This window comes from Streptomyces sp. NPDC088810, from assembly GCF_044750305.1.
In the GTDB taxonomy this organism is placed as follows: domain Bacteria; phylum Actinomycetota; class Actinomycetes; order Streptomycetales; family Streptomycetaceae; genus Streptomyces.
Genome location: NZ_JBIVJQ010000008.1, coordinates 229,232 through 248,128, shown reverse-complemented (window position 1 = coordinate 248,128; position 18,897 = coordinate 229,232). Strand labels below are relative to the sequence as shown.

General features: G+C 71.4%; 17 protein-coding genes. 3 read left to right on the top strand and 14 right to left on the bottom strand.

The genetic code is table 11. The features are described 5' to 3' along the window. From secD to pgsA, 12 genes are all read right to left on the bottom strand, one after another. On the bottom strand, positions 1 to 1,785 hold the full coding sequence (gene secD / locus ACIP4Y_RS25475) for a protein translocase subunit SecD (protein WP_401397578.1): 1,785 nt from the start codon (positions 1,783 to 1,785) through the stop codon (positions 1 to 3). Positions 1,786 to 1,927: 142 nt separating this feature from the next. Continuing rightward, positions 1,928 to 2,431 (bottom strand): preprotein translocase subunit YajC, encoded by a 504-nt coding sequence (gene yajC, locus ACIP4Y_RS25470; RefSeq protein WP_358648011.1) that lies wholly within the window; start codon positions 2,429 to 2,431, stop codon positions 1,928 to 1,930. A gap of 178 nt (positions 2,432 to 2,609) precedes the next feature. Then, positions 2,610 to 3,704 carry a Holliday junction branch migration DNA helicase RuvB gene (gene ruvB / locus ACIP4Y_RS25465; protein WP_401397575.1) on the bottom strand — a complete coding sequence of 365 codons (1,095 nt, stop codon included), beginning with the start codon at positions 3,702 to 3,704 and terminating at the stop codon, positions 2,610 to 2,612. A gap of 26 nt (positions 3,705 to 3,730) precedes the next feature. Beyond that, positions 3,731 to 4,336 (bottom strand): Holliday junction branch migration protein RuvA, encoded by a 606-nt coding sequence (ruvA, locus tag ACIP4Y_RS25460; protein ID WP_401397572.1) that lies wholly within the window; start codon positions 4,334 to 4,336, stop codon positions 3,731 to 3,733. Then, positions 4,333 to 4,872, bottom strand: a complete 540-nt coding sequence (gene ruvC / locus ACIP4Y_RS25455; protein WP_358648008.1) for a crossover junction endodeoxyribonuclease RuvC — start codon at positions 4,870 to 4,872, stop codon at positions 4,333 to 4,335. Before ruvC ends, ruvA begins: the two co-directional genes overlap by 4 nt. Positions 4,873 to 4,997: 125 nt before the next feature. After that, positions 4,998 to 5,750, bottom strand: coding sequence for a YebC/PmpR family DNA-binding transcriptional regulator (locus tag ACIP4Y_RS25450; protein WP_014671555.1), 753 nt, complete (start codon positions 5,748 to 5,750; stop codon positions 4,998 to 5,000). Positions 5,751 to 5,815: 65 nt separating this feature from the next. After that, positions 5,816 to 6,415 (bottom strand): pyridoxal 5'-phosphate synthase glutaminase subunit PdxT, encoded by a 600-nt coding sequence (gene pdxT / locus ACIP4Y_RS25445; RefSeq protein WP_401397568.1) that lies wholly within the window; start codon positions 6,413 to 6,415, stop codon positions 5,816 to 5,818. 13 nt (positions 6,416 to 6,428) lie between these two features. Then, on the bottom strand, positions 6,429 to 7,334 hold the full coding sequence (pdxS, locus tag ACIP4Y_RS25440) for a pyridoxal 5'-phosphate synthase lyase subunit PdxS (RefSeq protein ID WP_069781943.1): 906 nt from the start codon (positions 7,332 to 7,334) through the stop codon (positions 6,429 to 6,431). Between the two features lie 124 nt (positions 7,335 to 7,458). Next, on the bottom strand, positions 7,459 to 8,001 hold the full coding sequence (locus ACIP4Y_RS25435; RefSeq protein ID WP_358648006.1) for a hypothetical protein: 543 nt from the start codon (positions 7,999 to 8,001) through the stop codon (positions 7,459 to 7,461). Between the two features lie 388 nt (positions 8,002 to 8,389). Next, a complete protein-coding gene (locus ACIP4Y_RS25430; RefSeq protein WP_401397563.1) occupies positions 8,390 to 9,553 on the bottom strand; it encodes a glycosyltransferase family 4 protein in 1,164 nt (387 codons plus the stop codon). After that, a complete protein-coding gene (locus ACIP4Y_RS25425) occupies positions 9,550 to 10,458 on the bottom strand; it encodes a phosphatidylinositol mannoside acyltransferase (RefSeq protein WP_401397560.1) in 909 nt (302 codons plus the stop codon). Before ACIP4Y_RS25425 ends, ACIP4Y_RS25430 begins: the two co-directional genes overlap by 4 nt. Continuing rightward, positions 10,455 to 11,120 carry a phosphatidylinositol phosphate synthase gene (gene pgsA / locus ACIP4Y_RS25420; RefSeq protein WP_401397557.1) on the bottom strand — a complete coding sequence of 222 codons (666 nt, stop codon included), beginning with the start codon at positions 11,118 to 11,120 and terminating at the stop codon, positions 10,455 to 10,457. The genes ACIP4Y_RS25425 and pgsA overlap by 4 nt, the downstream gene beginning before the upstream one ends. Before the next feature lie 304 nt (positions 11,121 to 11,424). On the opposite strand from pgsA, the gene ACIP4Y_RS25415 reads away from it, so the two are divergent. Further along, positions 11,425 to 13,626, top strand: coding sequence for an elongation factor G-like protein EF-G2 (locus tag ACIP4Y_RS25415; protein ID WP_358648003.1), 2,202 nt, complete (start codon positions 11,425 to 11,427; stop codon positions 13,624 to 13,626). Positions 13,627 to 13,826: 200 nt separating this feature from the next. Beyond that, positions 13,827 to 15,473, top strand: a complete 1,647-nt coding sequence (locus ACIP4Y_RS25410) for a hypothetical protein (RefSeq protein WP_401397553.1) — start codon at positions 13,827 to 13,829, stop codon at positions 15,471 to 15,473. A gap of 30 nt (positions 15,474 to 15,503) precedes the next feature. Here ACIP4Y_RS25410 and ACIP4Y_RS25405 read toward each other — a convergent pair whose 3' ends face one another. After that, positions 15,504 to 16,061, bottom strand: a complete 558-nt coding sequence (locus ACIP4Y_RS25405) for an HIT family protein (RefSeq protein ID WP_401397550.1) — start codon at positions 16,059 to 16,061, stop codon at positions 15,504 to 15,506. A 67-nt stretch (positions 16,062 to 16,128) separates the two neighbouring features. On the opposite strand from ACIP4Y_RS25405, the gene ACIP4Y_RS25400 reads away from it, so the two are divergent. Beyond that, the gene (locus ACIP4Y_RS25400) at positions 16,129 to 16,803 is read left to right on the top strand and encodes a potassium channel family protein (protein ID WP_401397547.1); all 675 of its coding nucleotides are present in this window, start codon (positions 16,129 to 16,131) and stop codon (positions 16,801 to 16,803) included. A 28-nt stretch (positions 16,804 to 16,831) separates the two neighbouring features. Here ACIP4Y_RS25400 and thrS read toward each other — a convergent pair whose 3' ends face one another. Continuing rightward, on the bottom strand, positions 16,832 to 18,808 hold the full coding sequence (gene thrS / locus ACIP4Y_RS25395; RefSeq protein ID WP_401397544.1) for a threonine--tRNA ligase: 1,977 nt from the start codon (positions 18,806 to 18,808) through the stop codon (positions 16,832 to 16,834). Positions 18,809 to 18,897 lie beyond the last annotated feature (89 nt).

Here is an 18,897-nt window from a genome sequence, read left to right as displayed (position 1 = left end):
TCACGCCTCCTTCGGGTCGACAGGGCCGGCGACGGGACCGGCGGGACGGCGGGTGCGGCGCAGCGGCGGCTTGGCACCCAGGCTCTTCGGGTCGAGGCCGGACCACTTGTGACCGTCCGCGAAGAACCTGCGGCGGGCCAGGAGCGTCATCAGCGGCTTGGTGAAGAAGAAGACGACGACGACGTCGAGGATGGTGGTCAGGCCCAGCGTGAACGCGAAGCCCTGGACCTTGCCGACCGTGACGATGAACAGCACCGCGGCGGCCAGGAACGACACGAAGTCCGAGACCAGGATGGTGCGCCGGGCGCGCGGCCACGCCCGCTCCACGGCGGGGCGCAGGGAGCGGCCCTCGCGGATCTCGTCCCGGATGCGCTCGAAGTACACGATGAACGAGTCCGCGGTGATACCGATGGCGACGATGGCACCGCAGACGGCCGGCAGGTTCAGCGCGAAGTGGATGGCCGGACCGAGCAGCGCCATGATCACGTAGGTGAGGATGGCGGAGACCAGCAGGGACGCCATGGCCACGATCGACAGGCCGCGGTAGTAGACCACCAGGTAGATCACGACCAGCGCGAGACCGATGGCGCCGGCGAGCAGACCGGCGCGCAGCTGCTCACCGCCGAGCGCGGCGGTGACGGTGGTGACGGACTGCTCCTGGAAGGACAGCGGCAGCGCGCCGTACGACAGCATGTTGGCGAGGTTCTGCGCCTCCTGCTGCTTGAAGCTGCCGGAGATCTCCGCCTGGCCGCCGGTGATGGCGGTGCTCACGTAGGGGCTGGAGACGACCTCGCCGTCCAGGACGATGCCGAACTCGTTCTGCGGGGGCTGGTTCTTGGCCAGCTCGCCGGTGATGTCGGCGAACTTCTTGGCCCCGCCGCCGGTGAAGGTCATCTGGACCTGCCAGCCGGAGGCGCCCTGGGTGTCGAAGACGGCCTGCGCCTTCTTCACCTCGGTGCCGTCCACGGCGGCCGGGCCGAGGAGGTACTTGTACCAGGCGTTGTTGACCTGGCCGCAGGCCACGGTGGAGTCGCCGGGCTTGGCGTTCTTGCCGGCGCTGGCGCGATCGGTGGGCTTGGCGCAGTCCAGGGCCGCGTACTGGGCCTGGAGCTTGGCCGCCGTGTTCGAGCCGCCGCTCGCCGAGGCCGACGGGCTGCCCGAGGGCTTGCCGCTGCCGGAAGCGCTCGGCGAGGGAGTGGAGTCGGCCTTCAGCGCGTCGCTGACGGCGCGGCCCTGAGAGGTCGCCGAGGCCGAGGGGGACGTGGAGCCGGACGAGGACGCCTTCTCCTTGGAGGAGGCGGTCGACGACGGGCTGGTGCTCGGCTTCGGCGAGGAGCTGCCGCTGGAGGACGCGCTCGGCGAGGGCGTCTTCACGGCGGCGCCGCTGGGCTCGCTGGCCAGGACCGGCCGGAAGTACAGCTTGGCGGTGGTGCCGACCTGCTCCTGCGCCTCCTTGGAGTTGGTGCCCTTGGGGATGTTGACGATGATGTTGTCCGTCCCCTGGGTCTGCACCTCCGCCTCGGAAACACCCAGGCCGTTGACACGGCGGTTCATGATGTCGACCGCGGTGTCCATGTTGGCCTTGTTGATCGCGGACCCCTGGTCGGCCTTCGCCTTGAGCGTGATGCTCGTACCACCGGCGAGGTCGATACCGAGACGCGGAGTGGTGTGCCCGGAGAGGAACATCCCTCCGGTGAGCGCCACGATGGCGATCAGGATGAGGGCCAGCGAGCGCCCTGGCTTGCTCTGGGCGCTCGCGCTTCGGCCCCTCTTAGGTGCTGCCACCTTCTCGTACTCCCTCTCGGGCCGCCCCGCGCCCGGTCGGCGCGGTCGGCCATGACATGGTGTCGGGCTCCGGTGCGGGAAACAGACGCGCCCGGGGTACGCGGGGCGCCATCATGCCGCCGCCGCGCCTCCCGGGGCGTGACTACTTCGCGTCGGAGTCGCCGTCGGTCTTCTTCGGCTCGTCCTCCGCCTTCGCCTCGGCGGCACCGGCCGCGTCGGCGTCCTCGGCGGCGTCCTTCTTACCGAGGTCGATCTTGTCGTCGGAGGCGGCGGCAGCGGCGGCAGGCCCGTCGGTCTCGTCGGTCTCGGTGAGGGAGGAGGCGTCGTCCGGGACGAGGTCGGCGTCGGACTTCAGGTCGTGCTCGATGCCGTGGACGATGCGGTTGTACTCGTCGTCGGTGAGGACGGCGCCGATGGCGTTCTTGGCGAAGAGCAGGTCGACGCCCGGTCCGGCGTCGAGGAGGACCGTGTCCTCGTTGACCTCCTTGACCGTCGCGTACATACCCCCGATCGTGCGGACACCGGAGCCGGGCTGCATCTCGTTCCGCATCTGGGCGGCCTGCTGCTGCTTCTTCTTGGCCGAACGCGTCATCAGGAACATCGCCGCGATGAGCACGATGAACGGGAGAAGGGTATAGGCATTCACGGGACGGAATTTCCTTCGCGCGACCGCGCGGGTGAGCGGCCAGTTGGATGGGGGTGTGGTCGGCGCCGCCCACAAGGGCGGCATCGGCGGAGTCTAAGCGAGTCCGCTTGCATGGAACAACGCTCAGCATGGCACCTGGGTTCCTGCCCGGGCCATTGCCCTCGCCGGGCGGCAGCCATCACGCCCCGAACAGGTCCTGTTGTCCGTTTCCCGTGCCCGACGAGCGCGGCGGGGTGAGGCCGAGGTGCGCCCATGCCGCGGGCGTGCCCACCCGGCCCCGGGGGGTACGGGCCAGCAGCCCCTCCCGGACCAGGAACGGTTCGGCTACCTCCTCGACGGTCTCCCGCTCCTCCCCCACCGCGACGGCCAGGGTGGACAGGCCGACCGGTCCGCCGCCGAACAGCTTCAGCAGGGCCTCAAGGACCGCGCGGTCGAGCCGGTCCAGACCGCGCGCGTCGACCTCGTACACGGCGAGGGCCGCGGCGGCGATGTCGCGGGTGATCAGCCCGTCGGCCTTGACCTGCGCGTAGTCGCGGACGCGGCGCAGCAGGCGGTTGGCGATGCGGGGCGTGCCGCGGGAGCGGCCGGCGATCTCGGCGGCGCCGTCCGGCTCGATCTCGACGTCCAGCAGGGTCGCCGAGCGGTGGACGACCCGCTCCAGCTCGTGCGGCTCGTAGAACTCCATGTGCGCGGTGAAGCCGAAGCGGTCGCGCAGCGGCGGGGGCAGCAGGCCCGCGCGCGTGGTGGCACCGACCAGGGTGAACGGCGGCAGTTCCAGCGGGATCGCGGTGGCGCCGGGGCCCTTGCCGACGATGACGTCGACGCGGAAGTCCTCCATCGCCATGTACAGCATCTCCTCGGCGGGCCGGGACATGCGGTGGATCTCGTCCAGGAAGAGGACCTCGCCCTCCTGGAGGGAGGACAGGATCGCGGCGAGGTCGCCGGCGTGCTGGATGGCGGGGCCCGAGGTGATGCGGATGGGGGCACCCATCTCGGCCGCGATGATCATCGACAGGGTGGTCTTGCCGAGGCCGGGCGCGCCAGAGAGCAGCACGTGGTCGGCGGTGGCACCCCGCGCGCGGGCGGCGCGCAGCACGAGGTCGAGCTGTTCACGGACCTTCTCCTGGCCGATGAACTCGCCGAGGTCCTTGGGGCGCAGGGCGGCCTCGACGGCCTGGTCCTCCCGGTCGGCGACCGAGCCCACCAGCCGCTCCGCGGCGGGGCCGGCGAGCCGCTCCTCGCCGGGGGTGCCGGTCGTGTCGTCCCAGTTCACGAAGTTCTCCTAGCGGGTGACGCAGGTCAGCGGGCGCGGTTCAGGGTCTGCAGGGCGGCCTTGAGCAGCTGTCCCACCTGGGGTGTGCCGCCGGCCTCCGCGGCCTGGGGGGCGACGGCGGCCACCGCCTCGTCGGCCTCGCGGGTGGCGTAGCCGAGGCCGATCAGGGCCGCGTGCAGCTGGTCGCGCCAGCCCTGGCTGGCGGGCGCGCCGACGGCGGGGGCGCCGACGGGTTCGCCGAGCCGGTCCTTCAGTTCCAGCAGCAGCTTCTGGGCGCCCTTCTTGCCGATGCCGGGGACGGCGGTGAGGGCCTTCTCGTCACCCGTGGCGACCGCGCGGCGCAGCGCGTCCGGGGTGTGCACCGCGAGCATCGCCTGCGCCAGGCGCGGTCCGACGCCGCTCGCGGTCTGCAGCAGCTCGAAGACCTGGCGTTCGTCGTCGTCGGCGAAGCCGTACAGGGTGAGCGAGTCCTCGCGGACGACGAGGGAGGTGTGCAGCTTGGCCGGCTGGCCGATCCGGAGCGTCGACAGCGTGTTCGGCGTGCACTGGACGGCCATGCCGACGCCGCCGACCTCGACGACCGCTGCGTCGGGGGCGAGCGCGGCGACCGTGCCGCTGACGAAGGCGATCATGCCGTACGGCCTTTCGTTGCGTGGGCTGCATGCCGGGCGACGGCCTGCTGGAGCCGGTTCTGGGCGGGGGCCCGCCAGATGTGGCAGATGGCGAGCGCGAGGGCGTCGGCGGCGTCGGCCGGTTTCGGCGGCGCGGCGAGCCGGAGCAGCCGGGTCACCATGGCGCCGACCTGCGCCTTGTCGGCGCGCCCGCTGCCGGTGACGGCGGCCTTGACCTCGCTGGGGGTGTGCAGGGCGACCGGGATGCCGCGCCGTGCGGCGCAGAGCATGGCGACGGCGCTGGCCTGGGCGGTGCCCATCACCGTGCGCACATTGTGCTGGCTGAAGACGCGTTCCACGGCGACGAACTCCGGCCGGTGCTCGTCCAGCCACTGCTCGATGCCCTGCTCGACGGCGAGCAGCCGGTGGCTGAGGTCGGCGTCCACGGGCGTGCGGACGACGCCGACGCCGATCATCGTGAGCGGGCGGCCCGCGACCCCCTCGACCACGCCGACACCGCACCGGGTCAGTCCGGGGTCCACCCCCAGTACGCGCACCGCGCCCCTCCCTCGGATCCCTCGATCACCTGTTTGTGCAGGCTATCGGGTCCCACTGACAATGACGGCGGGCCGGTGGGACGTGTCCCACCGGCCCGCCGTCATTCCGCTGGTTCAGCGAAGCGTCACGCGTCGACCTTCTCCATGATCTCGTCGCTCACGTCGAAGTTGGCGAAGACGTTCTGCACGTCGTCGCTGTCCTCCAGGGCGTCGATCAGCTTGAAGATCTTCTTCGCGCCCTCCTCGTCCAGCTCGACCTGCATGGTCGGGACGAAGTTGGCCTCGGCGGAGTCGTAGTCGATGCCGGCCTCCTGGAGGGCGGTGCGGACCGCGACCAGGTCGGTGGCCTCGCTGATGACCTCGAAGGTCTCGCCGAGGTCGTTGACCTCCTCGGCGCCCGCGTCCAGGACGGCCATGAGGACCTCGTCCTCGGTCAGCTCCCCCTTGGGGACGATGACGACGCCCTTGCGGTTGAACAGGTACGACACCGAGCCCGGGTCGGCCATGGAGCCGCCGTTGCGGGTCATGGCGACGCGGACCTCGGAAGCGGCGCGGTTGCGGTTGTCGGTGAGGCACTCGATGAGCACCGCGACACCGTTCGGGCCGTAGCCCTCGTACATGATCGTCTCGTAGTCGGCGCCGCCGGCCTCCAGGCCCGCGCCGCGCTTGACCGCGGAGTCGATGTTCTTGTTCGGGACCGACGACTTCTTCGCCTTCTGGATGGCGTCGTACAGCGTCGGGTTGCCCTCGGGGTCCGCGCCGCCCATGCGTGCCGCGACCTCGATGTTCTTGATGAGCTTCGCGAAGAGCTTGCCGCGCTTGGCGTCGATCACGGCCTTCTTGTGCTTCGTCGTGGCCCATTTAGAGTGGCCGGACATCTGCCTGTCTCCTTCGCGTAACCCATCCAGATACGAACGCCAGAGATCCTACAAGGACTCTCGTCCTACTCCGGTGTCCGGTGCGCGCGCACCATGTCGACGAACAGCGAGTGCACGCGGTGGTCGCCGGTCAGTTCGGGGTGGAACGACGTGGCGAGCGCGTTGCCCTGGCGTACGGCGACGATGTGGCCGTCGTGCTCGGCGAGCACCTCGGTCCCGGCGCCCACGGACTCCACCCAGGGGGCGCGGATGAAGACGCCCTCCACAGGATCGCCCGGGATGCCCTTGACGTCGAGTGCGGCCTCGAACGACTCGTTCTGCCGCCCGAAGGCGTTGCGGCGCACGATCATGTCGATGCCGCCGACGGTCTCCTGGCCCGAGCGCGGGTCGAGGATCTTGTCGGCGAGCATGATCATGCCCGCGCAGGTGCCGTAGACGGGCATACCGTTCCGCACGCGCGCGCGCAGGGGCTCCATCAGGCCGAACAGATGGGCCAGCTTGGAGATGGTGGTGGACTCGCCGCCGGGCAGGACGAGACCGTCCACCTCGGCGAGTTCCTCGGGGCGCCGCACCGGCCTGGCCACGGCGTCGGCCGCGGCCAGGGCGATGAGGTGCTCCCGTACGTCGCCCTGGAGGGCCAGGACGCCTATGACGGGGGTGTTCATGTGATCCAGTGCCTTACCAGCCGCGGTTGGCGTAGCGCTCGGTCTCGGGGAGGGTGTCGCAGTTGATGCCGACCATGGCCTCGCCGAGGTTGCGGGACGCGTCCGCGATGATCTTCGGGTCGTCGTAGAAGGTGGTGGCCTTCACGATGGCGGCGGCGCGCTTGGCCGGGTCGCCGGACTTGAAGATGCCGGAGCCGACGAACACGCCCTCGGCGCCGAGCTGGCGCATCAGGGCCGCGTCGGCCGGGGTGGCGACGCCACCGGCGGAGAAGAGGACCACCGGGAGCTTGCCCAGCTCGGCGACCTCCTTGACCAGCTCGTACGGGGCGCGCAGCTCCTTGGCGGCGGCGTACAGCTCGTGGTTGTCGAAGCCGCGCAGCTTGGCGATCTCGTTCTTGATCTGGCGCAGGTGGCGGACGGCCTCGACGACGTTGCCGGTGCCGGCCTCGCCCTTGGAGCGGATCATCGCGGCGCCCTCGGCGATGCGGCGCAGGGCCTCGCCCAGGTTGGTCGCGCCGCACACGAACGGGGTGGTGAAGGCCCACTTGTCGGAGTGGTTGACCTCGTCGGCCGGGGTGAGCACCTCGGACTCGTCGATGTAGTCGACGCCGAGGGACTGCAGCACCTGGGCCTCGACGAAGTGGCCGATGCGGGACTTGGCCATGACCGGGATCGAGACGGCGTCGATGATGCCCTCGATCATGTCCGGGTCGGACATGCGGGCCACGCCGCCGTCCTTGCGGATGTCGGCCGGGACCCGCTCCAGGGCCATGACGGCGACGGCGCCCGCGTCCTCGGCGATCTTCGCCTGCTCCGGCGTGACGACGTCCATGATCACGCCGCCCTTGAGCTGCTCGGCCATGCCGCGCTTCACGCGGGCGGTGCCGGTCTCGGGAGCCTGGTTCTCGATGGTGGACACGGGTGACCTCACTGAAGTGAAAGGTGGCTGATGCTTCACCGAGGAAACGCGAGTGGACCAGGCCACAGCAAGGGCCAATGGCAAGCGGGTGGATCCTTTTCGCCCGCCGTTCGTCGGGGTGCGGTCAGGAAACCCGCTCCACCAGGGCGGCCGGCGGCTCGTCGTCCATCTCGAAGGCCAGCGGGAAGGGGGCGTGGCCGGCCAGCCGGAACCAGCGGACCTTGCGGTGCTCGCGGAGCCGGCGGGCGGCGCCCACGGTGTCGTTGTGGAAGCGGCGGGCCATCGGCACCCGGCGGACGGCCTCGGCCAGCTCACGGGCCGCCTCCTCGCCGCCGGGGGCCTCGCGGACGGCCTCCACCTGTGCGGGGTCCTCGAAGACCGCGCGCAGCGCCTGGCTCAGCTCGCTCTCGGCGACCTCCCGCTGCTCCTCCTCGGCCTGCCGGGCCGCGTGCGCGGCCTCGTACAGCACGATCGAGGCGGCCGGGTCCAGCACGCCCGAGGTGGCCAGCTCCTGCGCCACGGAGGCCCGCCGCAGCAGCTGCGCGTCGAGCGCGGCCCGTGCGGCGTCCATCCGCACGTGCAGCCGGTCCAGCCGCCCGGCCGTCCAGCTGAGGTAGACGCCGATGGCGAGGAGCGCGACGAGGATCCAGATGAGGGTTGCGGTCACGGCCGAAGGCTATCGGCTGCCGCTCCGCCCCTTACGCGCCAGCCGGCACCGGCCGGAACCCGCCTCGGCCCCGGACCGCCCCGAAGGCCGCACACCGGTCCCCCACCGAACCCGCGCCGGTACAGGCCCGCCCGCAGGCCCCGCACAGCCCCGCGCCACCTCACGCAGAGCCGGCCGGCCGGTCTCAGTCCCGGGCCAGTCCGAACCGGGCCCGCAGGCCCGTCGCCCCGGATCCCCTGCGCGCCAGCCGGCACCGGCCGGAACCCGCCTCGGCCCCGGACCGCCCCGAAGGCGCACACCGGTCCCCCACCGAACCCGCGCCGGTACAGGCCCGCCCGCAGGGCCCGCACAGCCCCGCGCCACCTCACGCAGAGCCGGCCGGCCGGTCTCAGTCCCGGGCCAGTCCGAACCGGGCCCGCAGGCCCGTCGTCCGTTCGTCCGCGGCGACCGCTGCCGCGCCGGCCGTCACCGTCTCGTACACGGAGAGGATGTCCGCGCCGACCGTCGACCAGTCGAACCGCCGTACATGGGCGCTGCCGCGCTCGCGCAGCTCGGTGCGGCGCGCCGGGTCCTCCAGCAGGCGTACGGCCGCGTCGGCCAGCGCGTCGGCGTCCTCGTTGGCGAACACCTCGCCGGCCTCACCCTGGTCGAGGACCTGCACGAACGCGTCCAGGTCGGCGGCGAGCACGGGGGCGCCCGCCGACATCGCCTCGACCAGGATGATGCCGAAGCTCTCGCCGCCGGTGTTGGGTGCGACGTACAGGTCGACGCTGCGCAGCAGACGGGCCTTGTCCTCGTCGCTGATCATGCCGAGGAACTCCACGCGTGCGCGCAGCTCCTTCGGCAGGTCCTCCACGGCCGCCTCCTCGTCGCCGCGCCCCGCGACCAGCAGCCGGGTCTGCGGGCGGGCGGCGAGGATCCTGGGCAGGGCCTTCATGAGGACGGGCAGGCCCTTGCGGGGCTCGTCGATGCGGCCGATGAAGCCGATGGTGTCGCCCTGCCACTCCGGCCTGGGCTCGGCCTTGGCGAAGAAGTCCACGTCGACGCCGTTGGGGATGACCACCGCGTCCCCGCCGAGGTGCTCGACCAGCGTGCGGCGGGCGTACTCGCTGACCGCGATTCGCGCGCTGATCTTCTCCAGCGCGGCCTGCAGGATCGCGTACGCGGCGATCATCGCGCGCGAGCGGGGGTTGGAGGTGTGGAAGGTGGCCACGATCGGACCGGACGCCGCCCAGCAGGTCAGCAGGCCCAGCGACGGCGAGGTCGGCTCGTGGATGTGCACCACGTCGAACTTGCCCTCGTGCAGCCAGCGCCGCACCCGCGCGGCCGACAGGAACCCGAAGTTCAGCCGGGCCACCGAGCCGTTGTACGGCACCGGGACCGCACGGCCGGCGGAGACGACGTACGGCGGCAGCGGGGTGTCGTCGTCGGCCGGGGCGAGGACGGACACCTCGTGGCCGAGGCGGAGGAAGTACTCGGCGAGGTCGCGGATGTGGAATTGGACGCCACCGGGCACGTCCCAGGAGTACGGGCAGACGATCCCGATTCTCACGCGGGTCCCTTCGCGGGGTCGAGGTCGGCGAGCCACAGCCGTTGGAGCATGTGCCAGTCCTCGGGATGCTCGGCGATCCCCGAGGCGAAGGCGTCGGCCAGGGCCTGTGTCATGACAGACGTCTTCTCGGCCCGCGTACCTGACCCGGGGACCTCGACCGGCGGATGCACGCGGCCCTTCATGACGGGCGAGTCGTCGTACCAGAGGGTGACGGGCAACAGCAGCGCGCCGGTCTGCTGGGCGAGCAGGGCAGGTCCGGCGGGCATGCGGGCCGTCTCGCCGAAGAAGCCGACCTCGACACCGGAGGCGGACAGGTCGCGGTCGGCGACCAGGCAGACCAGGCCGCCGTCGCGCAGCCTGCGGGCGAGCGTGCCGAAGGCGGAGCCGCCGCTGTGCGGCAGGACCTCCATGCCGAGGCCCTCGCGGTAGGCGACGAAGCGGTCGTAGAGCGTCTCGGGCTTCAGTCGCTCGGCGACCGTCGTGAACGGCGTCTCCAGCTCCGTGGTGACCCAGGCACCGGCCAGGTCCCAGTTGGCCAGGTGGGGCAGGGCCAGGATCACGCCCCGGCCGGAGGCGAGCCCGTCGGTCAGGTGGTGGATGTCCTTGGGCTCGAAGCCCGTCCGCACGCGCTCGGCACTCCAGGCCGGCAGCCGGAAGGACTCCATCCAGTAGCGCAGGTACGAGCGCATGCCCGCGCGGGACAGCTCGGCGAGCCGCTCGGGACCGGCGTCGGGCACCACGCGCGCGTAGTTCGCCTCCAGGCGCTGCACGCCCTTGCCGCGCTGCTTCCAGGCGAGGTCGGCGATGGTCCGGCCGAGGCGTACCGCGGCCGGCTCGGGGAGCTTCTTGACGGTGCTCCAGCCGAGGCCGTACAGCGCGTCGGTGAGCCGGTCGGCGGCGCTCACTGCGCCACCTCGCCGGCGCCGGCGCGGGCCGCCGCCTCCGCCTCGGCGGACTCGCGGCGGACGGTGACGACGCGCTGGACCAGGGTGACCAGGCTGCCCACCGCGACGATCCACAGCGCGATCGGCAGCAGCCACTGGATGCCCGGCACACCGAACGTGTGCAGGCCCGCGAAACCGGCCGCGACCAGCGAGATGACCAGCCGCTCGGCGCGCTCGACGAGCCCGTTGACGGCGACCGGCAGCCCGATCGACTCGCCGCGCGCCTTGGTGTACGACACCACCTGGCCGCTGGCCAGGCAGAAGATCGAGACGGCGCACAGCGCGTTGTCGTTGCCCTGGCCCGCGTACCAGAGCGCGAAGCCGCCGAAGATCGCGCCGTCGGCGACCCGGTCCAGGGTGGAGTCCAGGAAGGCGCCCCAGCGGCTGGAGCGGCCCAGCTGACGGGCCATGTTGCCGTCGACCAGGTCGGAGAAGACGAACAGGGTGATCACGACCGTGCCCCAGAAGAACTCGCCCCGGGGGTAGAAGACCAGCGCGCCCGCGACCACACCGGCCGTGCCGATGAGCGTGACCGCGTCGGGGCTCACGCCCCGGCGGATGAGAAACGCGGCGAACGGTGTGAGGACACGCGTGAAAAATGCACGCGCGTACTTGTTCAGCATGGCCTTCCCGACGGTCGGTGTCGCCGCGGCCCCTGGTGGCCGCCGGCTGGCCCATCGTAGCCACGCGCGCGTGCCCGTGACGGGCGGGCACCCGCAGCCGCGCCGGGAACCGGCGCGCACCCCCGCGCGCGTAGCGTGCGTGACACGGAGGGTGCCCCGTGCGCACCCTTCGTAGTCCTTCGTATGGACGCGACGTGACGGGAGTGGAAAGCTCGAATAACCGCGGGCGTCGCCGGAGCCGCCAGCACGCGGGTCCCGCGTGTCCGCGCCCACAGTGACCTCACCGTGCACGGGAGGCAGGATCATGGGCGACAAGGCACAGTCACACCACCCCGGGGCCGCCGGCAGGGCTCTGGCGGCCGACCGACCCGCGTCCGTACGGAACGTGGTGCTGGTCGGCCACTCCGGCTCGGGAAAGACGACCCTCGTGGAGGCCCTCGCGCTGACCGCGGGGGCGGTGAACCGGGCGGGCCGCGTCGAAGACGGCGGCACCGTCTCCGACTACGACGACATCGAGCACCGGCAGCAGCGCTCCGTACAGCTCTCCCTGGTGCCGGTCGAGTGGGACGGCATCAAGGTCAACCTCCTGGACACCCCCGGCTACGCCGACTTCGTCGGGGAGCTGCGGGCCGGTCTGCGGGCCGCGGACGCGGCCCTGTTCGTCGTCTCGGCCTCGGACGGGGTCGACGGCTCGACCCGGATGGTGTGGGAGGAGTGCGCGGCCGTCGGCATGCCCCGCGCGATCGTCATCACGCACCTGGAGGCCGCGCGCTCCGACTTCGAGGAGATGACCCGGACCTGCGCGGAGGCCTTCGGCGGCGACGACCCCGACGCCGTCCTGCCCCTGTACCTGCCGCTGCGCGGCCCCGAGGGCCCCGACGGGCACGCGCCCGTGACCGGCCTGGTCGGACTGCTCTCCCAGAAGCTGTTCGACTACTCGACCGGGGAGCGCAAGGAGTCCGAGCCCGGCGAGGACCAGTTGCCGGACCTCGAGGAGGCACGCAACCGGCTCATCGAGGGGATCATCGCCGAGAGCGAGGACGAGACCCTCATGGACCGCTACCTGGGCGGCGAGAAGGTCGACGTCAAGACGCTGGTCGAGGACCTGGAGCGGGCCGTGGCCCGCGGATCCTTCTTCCCCGTCCTGGCCGCCGCCCCCGCCGGCGAGGGTGCCCGGCAGGGCCTCGGCACGCTGGAGCTGCTGGAACTGATCACGCGCGGCTTCCCGACCCCGTTCGAGCATCCGCTGCCCGGCGTGACCACCATCGACGGCAAGCCGCGCGAGCTGAAGCCGTGCGACACGGACGGCCCGCTGGTCGCCGAGGTCGTCAAGACCTCCTCCGACCCCTACGTCGGCCGGATCTCGCTGGTCCGCGTCTTCTCCGGCACGCTACGCCCCGACCAGACGGTGCACGTCTCCGGACACGGCCTCGCCGACCGCGGGCACGAGGACCACGACGTCGACGAGAAGATCGGCGCCCTGTCCATGCCCTTCGGCAAACAGCAGCGCCCGGTCACCCACGCCGTCGCCGGCGACCTGGTCTGCGTGGCCAAGCTGAGCCGTGCCGAGACCGGCGACACCCTCTCCGCCAAGGACGACCCGCTCCTGATGGAGCCCTGGCAGATGCCCGACCCGCTGCTGCCGATCGCCATCCAGGCGCACAGCAAGGCCGACGAGGACAAGCTCTCCCAGGGCCTGTCCCGGCTGGTCGCCGAGGACCCGACCATGCGCCTGGAGCAGAACCAGGACACCCACCAGGTCGTCCTGTGGTGCCTGGGCGAGGCCCACGCGGACGTGGCCCTGGAACGGCTGCGCAACCGCTACGGCGTGCAGGTCGACGTCGTCCCGCACAAGGTCTCGCTCCGGGAGACGTTCGCGACGAAGGCCGGCGGGCGCGGCCGGCACGTCAAGCAGTCCGGCGGCCACGGCCAGTACGCCATCTGCGAGATCGAGGTGGAGCCGCTGCCGGGCGGCTCGGGCATCGAGTTCGTGGACAAGGTGGTCGGCGGCGCGGTGCCCCGCCAGTTCATCCCGTCCGTCGAGAAGGGCGTACGGGCCCAGGCCGCCAAGGGCGTCGCCGCCGGCTACCCCCTGGTGGACGTGCGGGTCACGCTGCTGGACGGCAAGGCGCACTCGGTGGACTCCTCCGACGCCGCCTTCCAGACGGCGGGCGGGCTCGCGCTGCGCGAGGCCGCGGCGGACGCCAGGATCCATCTGCTGGAGCCGGTCGCCGAGGTGACCGTCCTGGTCGGCGACGAGTACGTGGGCCCCGTGATGAGCGACCTGTCCGGCCGCCGCGGCCGGCTGCTCGGCACCGAACAGGTGGGCACCGGGCGGACGTTGATCCGGGCCGAGGTCCCCGAGTTCGAGATCGGCCGGTACGCCGTCGACCTGCGCTCGCTCTCGCACGGCACGGCCCGCTTCGACCGGCGCTACGCCCGGCACGAGCCGATGCCGCCGCAGATCGCCGAACGCATCCGCGAACAGGGCGGGGACGAGGGGTAGTACGCCGGCGCACGGGCGGGCGGCTTCGGCCGTCCGCCCCCGCGTTGTCGGTGCCAGCGGATACGCTGATCACCTGATCACGTCGTGCCGCACCCGTCCGGTCACCGACCGGTACCGGCACGGCGGGGCGGTCAACAGGTGTGCGGAGCAGGGAAGTCGGGAAGGCCGCAGGCACGGCACCGGCGGCGATGGGGGCGGGAATGTCGTTTGGAACGGAGTGGGACGGGCCCCAGGTACCCGTCTCGGGCGACGAGGGGCAGGCGGCGACCTCCGCGCTGGCCTCCGCTGCGTACCGGGACAGCCCGCTCGAGGACATCAAGAAGGCCGACAACGAGTGGCACCAGTCGGCCGTCAAGCCCGGCCGGATGAAGCTGTTCCGGCCCAATCTCGGTGAGGCGTTCTCCCGGGCCCTGGTCGACCGGATGCTCGCCCCCGGCCGCAAGCCGCTCATCCAGTCCTTCGGCTCGGAACCGCAGTTCGTCGTCGAGCACGCCCTGGCCGCGAACAACATCCGCCGGGAGCGCGACAACCGGCTGACCGCCATCACCGTCGTGTGCGGCCTGCTCTTCCTGCCCGGGCTGCTCGGCTGGCTGCTCGTCTTCCAGCTGCGCATGCTCGTCGCCCGACGCGACGACAAGCGGGCGGGCGCCCTGGGCACCGCGCTGCTCCTGGGCGTCGGCATGCTCGCCGCGCTGTTCCTGATCAAGATGCCGTTCACCGGCTTCTGGGCGTGGTACGCGCGCGCCTCCGTCGTCGTCCCCGTGCTCGGCTGGTTCTGGGCCAAGCAGGTCTGCGAGAGCACCGCCCGGGATCTGCGGGCCCGCTGGGACGGTCTGCTCTCCGGCACCAGTGTCGGCGCCAAGGTCCCGGAGGCCGTGCCGCGCGGTCCCGGCCAGACCGCCGCCGAGGAGCTGCGCCAGTCCCTGGCCCGGCTGAGCGCCGAGCAGCAGTCCAACTCCGTCTTCTACGCCGGCCCCAAGGGCATACTCGGCATGGGCACCCGCTGGGGCGCCTGGCAGCTCGCCGAGGATCTCGTGTCCGCCGACCCCGGCCGGGAGATCCACCCCTTCCGCAGCTGGGACGTGGTGCGCGCGATCCACGACCAGCTGTCCCTGCTGGAGCGCGGCCCGCTGAACACCGGCGGCTTCCCCAAGCCGTCGATACGGCACTGGATCGTCACCCCGATCGGCGAGAAGGCCACGGCGGTGTCCCGCCCGGAGGGCACCGACGTGGAGGCCTTCCAGGTCAAGCCGCACGCCATACAGGACATCTGCAACAAGCAGCAGTTCGGCAGCGGCGACCGGCACTACCTGGGTGTGCAGTGGACCCTCTGGGACGGACAGCTGGTCATCACCATGCTGATCACCGTCACCGTGCTGCACGAGACGCTGCGCATCGAGGTCACCGGGCACGCGCTGGGACCGGTGAACTCGCTGTTCACCAGCAAGCCGGAGGCGCCGACCAAGGAGGTCGCGAAGTCTCTGAAGCCCTGGGAGAACCGCACGATCAAGCTGCCGCTGGTCAACGCCGACGAGGTGGTACGGCTCGCCGCCCGCGCCCCGCTGACCTGGTACCCGCCGCTGCTGAACTGGCTGGGCGGCTCGCTGGGGCTGCCCGAGCCGTTCGGCCTGCGGCACGCCTGGGCCGACCAGCCCTGGCGGCACCGTTTCATGGCCGACGACGCGCTGCGCGCCGCCACGCCGGTGCTGCGGGTGGTGCACTCGGCGGCGATACGGGTGCTGGAGGAGAACGGCGTGAACACGGAGAAGTTCGGTGCCCGCTCGGCGTTCCTCAGCGGCAACGTCCAGGACCCGACGCCCCGGAAGGCCGACCTGTACGACGCGTGAGCGGTGCCCTCGGCAGAGGGCACCACGGACCTAGGCGGGCCAGGCCTCCGCCAGCATCTTCCGGGTGTCCGCCAGCAGCTGGGGCAGCACCCTGGTGTGGCCCACCACCGGCATGAAGTTCGTGTCGCCGCCCCAGCGCGGGACGATGTGCTGGTGCAGATGGGCGGCGATGCCGGCACCCGCGACCCCGCCCTGGTTCATCCCGATGTTGAACCCGTGCGCGCCGGACGCGGTGCGCAGCGCCGTCATGGCCTGCTTGGTCAGCTCCGCCAGCTCGGCGGTCTCCGGCCCGGTCAGGTCCGTGTAGTCGGCCACATGCCGGTACGGCACGGTCATCAGGTGGCCGCCGTTGTACGGGTACAGGTTGAGCACGGCGTACACATGCTCACCCCGCCGGACGACCAGCCCGTCCTCGTCGGACTTGGCCGGGATCGCGCAGAAGGGGCAGCCGTCGTCGGCCCCCGGACCGGTCGGCTTGTTCTCGCCCTGGATGTAGGCCATCCGGTGGGGCGTCCACAGGCGCTGGAACGCGTCCTGCGTCCCCACTCCGATCTGCTGCTCCGGCTCACTCGTCATGCTAGGCAGCATATGGCTTCACCCCTTCCCGGCGTGTCGCCGGGGCGGCCGGCGGACGTTCTCCGGCCAAGCTTGGCCGGTGGACGACGACAGCCGTACGCGACGCTGGGAACGCTGGCAGGGACGCGCCGCGCTGCCGCTCGGCCTCGCGTCGCTGCTCTACCTGGCCGGCTACGCGGTGCATGTGCTGGTGGTGGGCCTGCCCCCGATCGCACACGACGTCCTGCGGGCGATCATCGGGGCTTCCTGGGCGGTGTTCATCGTCGATTACGCGGTGCACTGGCGGCTGAGCGGCCGCGGGCTCGGCTTCGTGACCCGTCACTGGCTGGACACGCTGGTCATGCTGCTGCCGTTGCTGTGGCCGCTGCGCATCGTGCGGCTGTACGACGTGCTGCAGCGCGGGCGCGGCCGCGCCCGCCTCACGCTGCACGCGCGCGTGGCGCTCTATGCCGGCCTGTCCGCACTGCTGCTGGGCTTCTCCGGCGCGCTCGCCGTGTACCAGCAGGAACGCGGGGCCCCGCACGCCACGATCCGCACCTTCGGCGACTCGGTGTGGTGGACCAGCGCGACCCTGGCGACCGTCGGCTACGGCGACGTCACCCCCGTCACCCCTTGGGGCCGCACGATCGCCGTCGGCCTCATGGCCTGCGGCCTCGCCCTGCTGGGCGCGGTGACGGGGTCGGTCTCGTCGCTGCTGCTCCAGCGGTTCTCCCTGGAGGAGGACGAGGAAAGGAAGAGGCCCCCGGGACCATGATCCCGGGGGCCCTCAAGGCTCAGGCCGGTCAGACCTGGGTCCGCTCCTCGACCACCGTCGCGATCTTCGCGATGGCCTCGTCGAACGGGATGCCGTTCTCCTGCGAGCCGTCGCGGTAGCGGAAGGACACCGAGCCGTTCGACATGTCCTCGTCGCCCGCGATGACCATGAAGGGGACCTTCTGCTTCTGGGCGTTGCGGATCTTCTTCTGCATGCGGTCCGAGGAGGAGTCCACCTCGACGCGCAGGCCCTGCTTCTTGGCCGCCGCCGCGAACTTCTCCAGGTACTCCACGTGCGCGTCGCCGATCGGGATGCCGATCGCCTGGACCGGGGCCAGCCACGCCGGGAAGGCGCCCGCGTAGTGCTCCAGGAGGACGGCGAAGAACCGCTCGATGGAGCCGAACAGCGCGCGGTGGATCATGACCGGGCGCTGCTTGGAGCCGTCCGGGCCGGTGTACTCCAGGTTGAACCGCTCGGGCAGGTTGAAGTCGAGCTGGATGGTCGACATCTGCCAGGTCCGGCCGATCGCGTCCTTGGCCTGGACGGAGATCTTCGGGCCGTAGAAGGCGGCGCCGCCCGGGTCGGGCACGAGGGGCAGGCCCTGCTTCTCGGCGACCTGGCGCAGGGTCTCGGTCGCCTCCTCCCAGACCTCGTCGGAGCCGACGAACTTCTCCGGGTCCTTGGTCGACAGCTCCAGGTAGAAGTCGGTCAGGCCGTAGTCCCGCAGCAGGTTCAGCACGAAGGTGAGCGTCTTGTCCAGCTCGTCGGACATCTGCTCACGGGTGCAGTAGATGTGCGCGTCGTCCTGGGTGAAGCCGCGGGCGCGGGTCAGGCCGTGCACGACGCCCGACTTCTCGTACCGGTACACGGTCCCGAACTCGAAGAGGCGCAGCGGCAGTTCGCGGTAGGAGCGGCCGCGCGCGTCGAAGATCAGGTTGTGCATCGGGCAGTTCATGGGCTTGAGGTAGTAGTCCACGCCCTCGTCGAGCTGCATGGGCGGGTACATGCCCTCGGCGTACCAGTCCAGGTGCCCGGACGTCTCGAAGAGCTTCCCCTTCGTCGCGTGCGGGGTGTAGACGAACTCGTAGCCCTCTTCCTCGTGCCGGCGGCGCGAGTAGTCCTCCATCACCCGGCGGACGATGCCGCCCTTGGGGTGGAAGACGGCCAGGCCGGAGCCGATCTGCTCCGGGATGGAGAACAGGTCCAGCTCGGAGCCGAGCTTGCGGTGGTCGCGCTTCTCGGCCTCGGCGAGGAAGTCCAGGTACGCCTTCAGCTCGTCCTTGGACGGCCAGGCGGTGCCGTAGATGCGCTGGAGCATCGGGTTCTTCTCGCTGCCGCGCCAGTAGGCGGCCGCGTTGCGCATCAGCTTGAACGCCGGGATGAGGCGGGTGGAGGGCAGGTGCGGACCGCGGCACAGGTCCTTCCAGCACAGCTCGCCGGTCTTGGCGTCCAGGTTGTCGTAGATCGTCAGCTCGCCCGCGCCGACCTCGACGTCCGCGCCGTCGTCGCTGGAGGCGGAGCCCTTGAGGCCGATCAGCTCCAGCTTGTACGGCTCGCCCGCCAGCTCCTCGCGGGCGGCCTCGTCGGTGACGACACGGCGGGCGAACTTCTGCCCGCGCTTCTGGATCTCCTGCATCTTCTTCTCGATGGCCTTGAGATCCTCGGGCGTGAACGGCTTCTCGACGTCGAAGTCGTAGTAGAAGCCGTCCTTGACGGGCGGGCCGATGCCCAGCTTGGCCTCGGGGAACAGCTCCTGCACGGCCTGCGCCATGACGTGCGCGGTGGAGTGGCGCAGGATGTTCAGGCCGTCCTCGGAGCTGATCTCGACGCCTTCGAGCTCGTCACCGTCGGACAGCTCGTACGCGAGGTCCTTCAGCTCGCCGCCCACGCGCGCGGCGATGATCGAGCGCTCGCCCGCGAAGAGGTCGGCGGCCGTAGTGCCCGTCGTCACCACGCGTTCTTCCCGCTCGGAATCGCGTTGGATGATCACACGGACGTCTGACACCGGTCTCTCCTGACTGAAGGTGGGGTGCGGCGCCATACCAGGAGCGCGCGCACAGGCGATCGTACCGACCCGACGGCACCGACTGCGAA